The sequence below is a fragment of the Pseudoflavonifractor sp. SW1122 genome, from assembly GCF_012027765.1.
Classification (GTDB): domain Bacteria; phylum Bacillota; class Clostridia; order Oscillospirales; family Oscillospiraceae; genus Enterenecus; species Enterenecus faecium.
In genome coordinates this window covers 19,525-27,530 of record NZ_SJOS01000035.1, presented here as the reverse complement: position 1 = coordinate 27,530, position 8,006 = coordinate 19,525, and the positions used below count along the sequence as shown (strand labels likewise).

General features: G+C 61.9%; 8 protein-coding genes. All 8 read right to left on the bottom strand.

Features of this window, described 5'->3' with window-relative positions:
- Positions 1–14: 14 nt before the first annotated feature.
- Positions 15–365 (bottom strand): ribosome silencing factor, encoded by a 351-nt coding sequence (gene rsfS, locus E0L15_RS08755; RefSeq protein WP_087229719.1) that lies wholly within the window; start codon positions 363–365, stop codon positions 15–17.
- A 62-nt stretch (positions 366–427) separates the two neighbouring features.
- Positions 428–1,609 (bottom strand): bis(5'-nucleosyl)-tetraphosphatase (symmetrical) YqeK, encoded by a 1,182-nt coding sequence (yqeK, locus tag E0L15_RS08750; protein ID WP_168125287.1) that lies wholly within the window; start codon positions 1,607–1,609, stop codon positions 428–430.
- A 51-nt stretch (positions 1,610–1,660) separates the two neighbouring features.
- A complete protein-coding gene (yhbY, locus tag E0L15_RS08745) occupies positions 1,661–1,966 on the bottom strand; it encodes a ribosome assembly RNA-binding protein YhbY (RefSeq protein WP_087229713.1) in 306 nt (101 codons plus the stop codon).
- A gap of 12 nt (positions 1,967–1,978) precedes the next feature.
- Entirely contained in the window at positions 1,979–2,569 is a 591-nt protein-coding gene (locus E0L15_RS08740) for an XTP/dITP diphosphatase (RefSeq protein WP_168125286.1), read from the bottom strand.
- Between the two features lie 3 nt (positions 2,570–2,572).
- On the bottom strand, positions 2,573–3,289 hold the full coding sequence (gene rph / locus E0L15_RS08735; protein ID WP_168125285.1) for a ribonuclease PH: 717 nt from the start codon (positions 3,287–3,289) through the stop codon (positions 2,573–2,575).
- 19 nt (positions 3,290–3,308) lie between these two features.
- A complete protein-coding gene (locus E0L15_RS08730; RefSeq protein ID WP_087389914.1) occupies positions 3,309–3,515 on the bottom strand; it encodes a hypothetical protein in 207 nt (68 codons plus the stop codon).
- Positions 3,515–4,381 (bottom strand): signal recognition particle-docking protein FtsY, encoded by an 867-nt coding sequence (gene ftsY / locus E0L15_RS08725; RefSeq protein ID WP_087229700.1) that lies wholly within the window; start codon positions 4,379–4,381, stop codon positions 3,515–3,517. Before ftsY ends, E0L15_RS08730 begins: the two co-directional genes overlap by 1 nt.
- Positions 4,382–4,394: 13 nt before the next feature.
- Positions 4,395–7,979 carry a chromosome segregation protein SMC gene (gene smc / locus E0L15_RS08720; protein ID WP_168125284.1) on the bottom strand — a complete coding sequence of 1,195 codons (3,585 nt, stop codon included), beginning with the start codon at positions 7,977–7,979 and terminating at the stop codon, positions 4,395–4,397.
- Positions 7,980–8,006 lie beyond the last annotated feature (27 nt).

Here is an 8,006-nt window from a genome sequence, read left to right as displayed (position 1 = left end):
TTTTGTCCGTAACATCAAGCTTCCGGCTTGATGAGATACTCCTCCAGGTCCACGGGGGTGGCGTCGGACCACAGGCGCTCCAGCGCGTAGAACTCCCGGGCCTCCTCGGTAAACACGTGCACCACAATGGCGGAGTAGTCCAGCAGGGTCCACTGGCCGCCCCGGTGCCCCTCCACGTGGTGGGGCTCCTCCCCTGCCTTGGTCATGGCGTCCTCCACGGCGTCGGACAGAGCCTTGACCTGGGTGTTGGAGGTGCCGGTGCAGATGACAAAGTAATCGGCCAGGGTGGTCTGGTCGGCGGTGTAGAGCACCTTAATGTCCTTGCCCTTCTTGGCGTCCAGGGCCCGAACGGCCAGTGCGATCATTTCCTTTGAAGTTAACAATGATATTTCTCCTTTCACAGACACCCCTCAGGGGTGTCCGGTTCTCAAGTTTCTTTCAGCCAGTTGTAGGCCTCCAGGGTGTTACAGTGAATGGGCTGGTTGCGCTCCCGCATGTCCTCCATGGACATCTCCACGCCCATGAGCATGGCCGCCTTCAAGTCCCGGTAGGCCAGCTCTCGCATCTCCTCTACGCCCTCAAAGGCCCGGTTGGGCTCAATATAGTCGGCCATGTAGAGAATCATCTCCTCCAGGGTCATGTTGGCCCGCCCGGTGGTGTGGTAGGAGATGGCCTGGACCACAGCCTGCTCCTGCCCAAAGACATGCTCAGCCAGGGCGGCCCCGCTCTTGGAGTGGAGCAGCTTTTCCGATCTGCGCTCCATCTCATCCAGAGGGAACCCGTACCGGTCACAGATGGCCAGGTGCTGCTCCAGGGGGAAATACTTGGTGCAGTCGTGGAGAATCCCTGCCCGGCGCATCTGGTCCACATCAGCGCCCCAACGGCGTGCCAGCTGCACCGCCTCCTCCTCGGTCCCCTTGATGTGGGCCAGACGCTTGGCCTTGACCATGGAGTTGGACACGCACCGCAGTTCCTCCACCGACAGTTGGGCTAGATTGGCATGGGTGTGATAGAGGCGCTCCCGCAGGATATAGCCGTATACCTGCTGGGAGAGGTGTTGCATCCCCTCACCCTGGGGCAGCTGGCTGCGAATCTGGGTGGAGGAGACCTCCCGCAAATCGGGAATCTCAATCACCTGAACTCGGGCGTTATAGCGCTGGGTCAGGGTTGCACAATGGGTATGGCAGCGGTCCATGTCCTCCCGGGTGCGGGCAAAGGCACAGATGCCCGCCAGTTCCATGATACGCTGGGGAAGATGCCAGTCCTCCAGGGAGAGGAACATGTCCGAGCCCATAAGCAGCCACAGCTCATCCTCTGGCCACCGCTCCACTGCCTGCTCCAGGGTGTCCACGGTATAGCTCTTTCCCTCCCGTCTGAGCTCCACGTCCCATACCTCTGCCTTGGGACCCAGCTGGTCCGCTGTCATTGCGGTCATGGCCATGCGCTGCTGCGGGGTAGGGCTGCCGGGGGGCAGCTGCTTATGGGGAGGTTGACTGTTGGGCACCAACACCAGCCGGTCCAGGTTCAGGCTGTCTATGGCAGCCCGGGCTGCGGCCATGTGGCCCAGATGCGGGGGATTGAAGCTTCCGCCGTAAATGCCGATTCTCATCTTCCCATCACATTCCTTTCCCATTTGAATGATCTCTATGTCAACCGGAGTTTACTTGACCAATTTGATGCGCTTGTCCTTCTCCTTGCTGTGGGTTTCCCGGTACAGCACAAACTTGGTGCCGATGACCTGCACCACCTGGCTGCGGGTGGCACGGGCCAGCTCCTCGGCGCCCTCCCGGGCGGAGAGCATGGAGTTTTCCAGCACCTTGCCCTTGATGAGCTCGCGAGCCTCTAAAGCGTCATCGGCCTGGCGGATGAGGTTGTCTCCAATGCCGTCCTTGCCGATGTGCAGGATGGTGTCGATGTTGTTGGCCAGCCCACGCAGCTGGGCCCGTTGCTTGCTTGTCAAATCCATATTTGAACTCCTTTATTTGTTTAAATATTCTTTCAGCTTCTCCTGGAACAGGGCCAGAGCACGGCCCCGGTGGGAGATCTCATTTTTCTCCTCCGCCGTCAGCTGGGCAAAGGTCTTTTTCCGCTGGGGCAGGAAGAACACGGGGTCATACCCGAACCCGCCCTCGCCCTGGGGCGCATAGGCGATGGTGCCGGGGCACTCCCCCCGGGCGGTGATCACGTCCCCATTGGGGAAGCAGCAGGTGATGACCGAGACGAATTTGGCGGTACGGGGAGTCTGGCCCCGCATATTCTCCAGCAGCAGGCGGTACCGCCCCGCATCGTCCAGGCCGGGCCCGCCATACCGGGCGGAGTACACCCCGGGGGCTCCCCCCAGAGCGTCCACACACAGGCCCGAGTCATCGGCGATGGCGGGCATTCCTGTGGCCTCCATCACCGCTTTTGCCTTGAGCAGGGAGTTGTCCTCAAAGGTCTCCCCGGTCTCCTCCACGTCTACATGGACCCCCAGCTGGGACTGGAGGCACACCTCAATGCCCAGCTGAGAGAGGATGTCGTTCATCTCTTTGAGCTTTTTCTCATTTTGGCTGGCCAATACCAGTTTCATGCCTCAACCCTCCAAAATCTCTTTCTGACGTGCAATGAGCTCCTCAATGCCCTTCTGACACAGAGCCACCAGCTGCTGCTGCTCGGCAATGGTGAACGCCCGGCCCTCTCCGGTACCCTGTAGCTCCACCAGCTCGCCCTGCTCGTTCATCACACAGTTCAGGTCCACCATGGCCGAGGAGTCCTCCTCATAGCACAGGTCCAGCATGGGCACGTTGTCCACGATGCCCGCAGAGATGGCGGCCACATAGTGTTTTACAGGAGAGGCGGGCAGCACTCCGTCGGACACCAGCTTGTTGCACGCCATGGCCAGGGCCAAAAAGCCGCCGGTGACGCTGGCGGTACGGGTGCCGCCGTCCCCCTGCAACACGTCGCAGTCCACAGTGATGGTCATGTCGGGCAGCATGGTCAAATCCACCGCAGCCCGGAGGGAGCGGCCAATGAGCCGCTGAATCTCCGCCGAGCGGGGGGACAGCTTCAGCTTGGACACGTCCCGCCGGGACCGCTCCCGGTTGGCCCGGGGCAGCATGGAGTACTCCGCTGTCACCCAGCCGGTGCCCTCAGCCACGTGCCGGGGAGCAGTCATCTCCACGCTGGCGCAGCACAGCACCTTGGTGTTGCCACAGGTGACGAGGACGCTGCCCTCGGGAAATTTGACAAAATTGGTTTCAATGTGAATGTCTCTGAGCTGGTCCACCGCTCTTCCATCCAAACGAGTCATATCTTTCTCCTCCTTACATTTAACCCACAAGGCCCAGGTTCACGGCCTGAATCACAGCCACGCCAATGCCCAGCACGGCCAGGACAATTCCCACCATGCGGGCGGTGCGCACCGACTGCTCCGGCACGTCCTTCCGCTTCATGCGACGCTGCAAATAGGGGCGGGGATTGACGGCATACCACACGCCGTACACCGCCACCAGCAGGCTTACCATCAACCAAGTCATTACAGCAGCGCCTCCACAAACGCCTTGGCGTCAAAGGGCTGCAGGTCTCCCACCTGCTCGCCGACGCCCACGTACTTCACGGGCACCCCAAGCTCCTTGGCAATGGCGATGACGATGCCGCCCTTGGCGGTGCCGTCCAGTTTGGTGAGGACAATACCGGTGATGCCAGCGCTCTCCCCGAACTGCTTGGCCTGGATGAGGCCGTTCTGTCCGGTGGTGGCGTCCAGCACCAGCAGGGTCTCCCGGCTGGCGTCTGGGCACTCCCGGTCAATGACCCGGGAGATTTTATTCAGCTCGTTCATCAGGTTCTGCTTGTTGTGCAGACGCCCGGCGGTGTCCACCAGCACCACGTCGGTCTTCCGGGCCTTGGCGGCGCTCATGGCATCATACACCACGGCGGCGGGGTCTGCCCCCTCGTGCTGCTTGATGATGTCCACCCCGGCCCGCTCCGACCAGATGGTGAGCTGATCGGCGGCGGCGGCCCGGAAGGTATCTCCGGCGCACAGCAGCACCCGCTTGCCCTCACCCTTCCAGCGGGCAGCCAGCTTTCCGATGGAGGTGGTCTTGCCCACGCCGTTGACGCCGATGAACAGCACCACAGCGGGGGTGCGGCTCATATCCACCCGGGGGTCGCCCACCGTGAGGATTTCGGCCAGAATTTCCTTCATGCAGGCCTTGGCCCCATCGGTGTCCTTGATCTTATTGCGCTTGCAGCGCTGCTTGAGCTCCTCCACAGCCTCCATGGTGGTCTCCGCTCCCATGTCCGCCATGACCAGAGACTCCTCCAACTCGTCGTAGAAGTCGTCATCCAGTTTGGAAAAGCCATTGAAAATTCCGATCTTTCTGATTTTATCAAAAAAACCCATGTTTGGTCACCTCTTATGTTGTTTCTGTAATGATTTCCTGCGCCATCTCGTTGAGATTGATGGTGAGAATGCGGCTGACCCCCTGCTCCTGCATGGTCACGCCGTAGAGGACGTCCGCCTCCTCCATGGTGCCACGCCGGTGGGTGATAGCGATAAACTGGGTCCGATCGCTCATCCGCCGCAGATACTGGGCGTAGCGCACCACGTTGGCGTCGTCCAAGGCCGCCTCGATCTCGTCCATGACGCAGAAGGGCGTGGGCCTCACCTTCAAAATGGCAAAGTACAGGGCAATAGCCACAAAGGCCTTTTCACCGCCGGAGAGCAAGCTGATGATCTTCAGCGCCTTGCCGGGGGGCTGGGCCTTGATCTCAATGCCGCAGCCCAGCACATCCTCCGGGTCCTCCAGCTCCAAGGTGGCCTTGCCACCTCGAAACAGCTCTAAGAACGTCTCCTGGAAAGCCCGCTGAATCTCCTGGAACTTCTCCTGGAAGATGTCGGTCATTTCCCGGGTAATCTGGCGGATGATGCCCTCCAGTTCCCGCTTGGACCCGGACACATCATCCCGCTGGTCGGTAAAGTAGCTGTACCGCTCAAAGACCCGCTGGTACTCCTCCACCGCATCGGGGTTGATGCTGCCCAGGGCAGAAATGCCCCGTTTCAGCTCTCCAATGCGCCGTGTGGCCTTGGCGGCAGACTCCAGCTCCACCCGCTGACTGCGGGCCGCCTCGTGGGAGAGCTGGTAGTTCTCCCACAGCTTGTCCAGAATCTGGCCCTCCTCCATGGCCGCTGCCATGGACTTCTGCTCCAGCACGGACACTTCCCGCTCCATGGACAATAGGTCGTTGTTCTTCTCTCGGGCCTGCTTGTCCGCCTGGTTGCGCTTGCCCTCCAGCTCCAGCTTTTTCTGGTTGACGGAGGTGAGCTGTCCGCTCCAGGTCTCCCGCTGGCGCAGAAGAGCCTGCACTTGGGTGTCCTGCTCCACCATCTGCTGGGCAATCTGTTGGTTCTGGGCCTGGAGCTGCTCCACCATAGCCTGACGGCCCGCAGTGTCCCCAGACAGGTCCTGCTGCAACTGCTCCAGCTGGGACAGGTTCACCTGCATGGCGTTCTGCTCGCCCTGGAGCCCGGCCAGTTTGGCCCGCACCGCGGCCATGTCCCCGCTGCACGCCTCCAGCTGCTGCTGTAAGGTGCTCTGGCCCTGGGTCTTGTCCTGGGACTGGGCCTGGATGGCCGCCGCAGAGCCCTCCAGCTGGGTGATACGCTCCTTGGCCCGCTGGGCCGCCTGGGCGTTTTCCTCCCCACGTTGCTGCAAGGTCTCCCGCTCCTGGCGCAGGGTGGCGCACCGTTGCTCCACCTGTTGGAGCTGCTGCTGGTGGTGCTCCAGCTGCTGGGAATGGGTGAGCACAGCGTCCTCCGCCTGCCGCAGCTGAGAGGCTGCGTTGTCCAATTCGTATTGCGCCGCTGCCTGCTCCCGCTGGACCTGGGCCAGCTGCTCTTTGGAACCCGCCATCTCCTGCTCCAAGGCGGTCATCTGGCCCCGCAGCCGTTGCAGCTCGTTGGCCCGGGAGAGAATGCCCGCAGACCGGGAGGCAGAGCCGCCGGTCATGGAGCCGCCGGCGTTGAGGACCTGGCCGTCCAGGGTGACAATGCGGAAGCGGTGTCCATACCGCCGGGCCATGGCCATGGCCTGGTCCAAATCCTGGGCGATGACGATGCGCCCCAGCAGATTGGACATCACAGTTTCATAATCCTCGTGGTATTCAATGAGTTCATTGGCCATGCCCACGTACCCGGGCTGGGACTCCAGCCCGGTCTCCCGGAGGGAACCCGGTCGCATGGTGTTCATGGGCAGGAAGGTGGCCCGGCCACCGTCCCGGCGTTTGAGCCAGCCGATGGCCTGCTTGGCGTCCTGGTCCCGCTCCACCACCACGTGCTGCATGGCACCGCCCAAGGCGATTTCAATGGCCACAGCATAGGCATCGGGCACATGGATGAGCCCCGCCACCGGGCCGCGAATTCCCGACAAGCCGCCCCGTTTGGCCTCGCCCATGAGCAGCTTGACGGATTTGGAATATCCTTCGTAGAATTTCTCCATTTCGGAGAGCATGTGGATGCGGGACTGGAGGTTGTTGTGGTCCATCTCCAGGCGGCGGTGGGTCTCCATGGCCTGCTGGACCTTCCGCTGCCGAGTTTGCAGCCGCATCTGATAGCCTGCCATGGTGTTGGACACCCCGTCCCGCTCCTCCACCAACTTGTCCAGCTGGCCTTGGAGGCGTCCGTGTTCCTCCTCCATGTCCCGCTTCTGGGCTTCCTGCTCCAAAAGCTCTCGGGCCACGCTCTCCTCCCGGTCCATGAGCTCCTGCCCCGCCGCAGACAGGGCGGACAACAGGGCCTTGGCCTCACCGGCAGATGCCTGTTCCAGACGCTCCTGCTCCCTCAGCTGGGCCAGCTCCTGGTCCAGGCCGCCCACCGAGTCCATGAGGTGGCGGCTTTTCTCCTCCAGCTGCTCCAGCTGGGCCTGGCAGTCCGCCATGGCCCGCTCCACTTGCTCCAGGCGTTCCCGGCGCTGCTGCACCTGCTGAGCCAGAGAACCGGCCCGGCCCGCCTGCTGCTCCAGCTCGTCTTGGATGCGCTGGATGTTGTCCGTGTTGTTCTTCTGGTCCCGGCGCAGCAGCTCCAGCTGGCTCTGTCCCTGGTGCACCTGCTGCTCCAGGTCGCTCTGGGCCCGCCGAATCTCCTCGGCCTGCACCTCATGCTGCTGCATCTGCTGGGCATAGCCTTCCGCTTGCTGGTAGAGTCCCTCCAGCTCCTGCCGCAGGGCCTCCCGGTGGGCGGTGGCGGTGTCCAGGGCGGTTTTCAGCTGGATGCTGCTGGAGCGCAACTGCTCCAGCTGTTCCAGCCACAGGGAAATCTCCAGCCCCCGCAGCTCATCCCGCATCACCAGATATTTCTTGGTCTTCTCCGCCTGCACCCGCAGGGGTTCCACCTGGAGTTCCAGCTCGCCAATTTTGTCGTTGATGCGCACCAGGTTTTCCTCGGTGCGCTGGAGCTTCCGCTCCGCCTCCTCTTTGCGGTGGCGGTACTTGGAGATGCCCGCCGCCTCTTCAAAGACCTCACGCCGATCCGAGCTCTTCACCGACAGAATTTCGTCGATCTTGCCCTGACCGATGATGGAATAGCCCTCCCGGCCCAGACCGGTATCCATAAACAGCTCATTGATATCCCGCAGGCGGCAGGAACGGCGGTTGATGTAGTACTCACTCTCTCCGGAGCGGTAGTACCGCCGGGTCACCGCCACCTCCTGCTCCTCCAGGTCCAGCAGGTGCTGGCTGTTGTCCAGCACCAGCGTCACCTCTGCAAACCCCAGGCTCTTGCGCTTGGCGGTGCCGTCAAAGATGACATCCTCCATCTTGTTGCCCCGGAGGGTACGGGTGGACTGCTCCCCCATCACCCACCGAATGGCGTCGGCAATATTGGATTTTCCCGATCCGTTGGGGCCTACAATCACGGTGATATCGGCGCCAAAGGTCAACACCGTCTTCTCCGGAAAGGACTTAAACCCCTGAATCTCCAGCGCTTTTAAATACAATCCTCGCACCTCGCATAAAAGGTCTGCTTCGCGTCC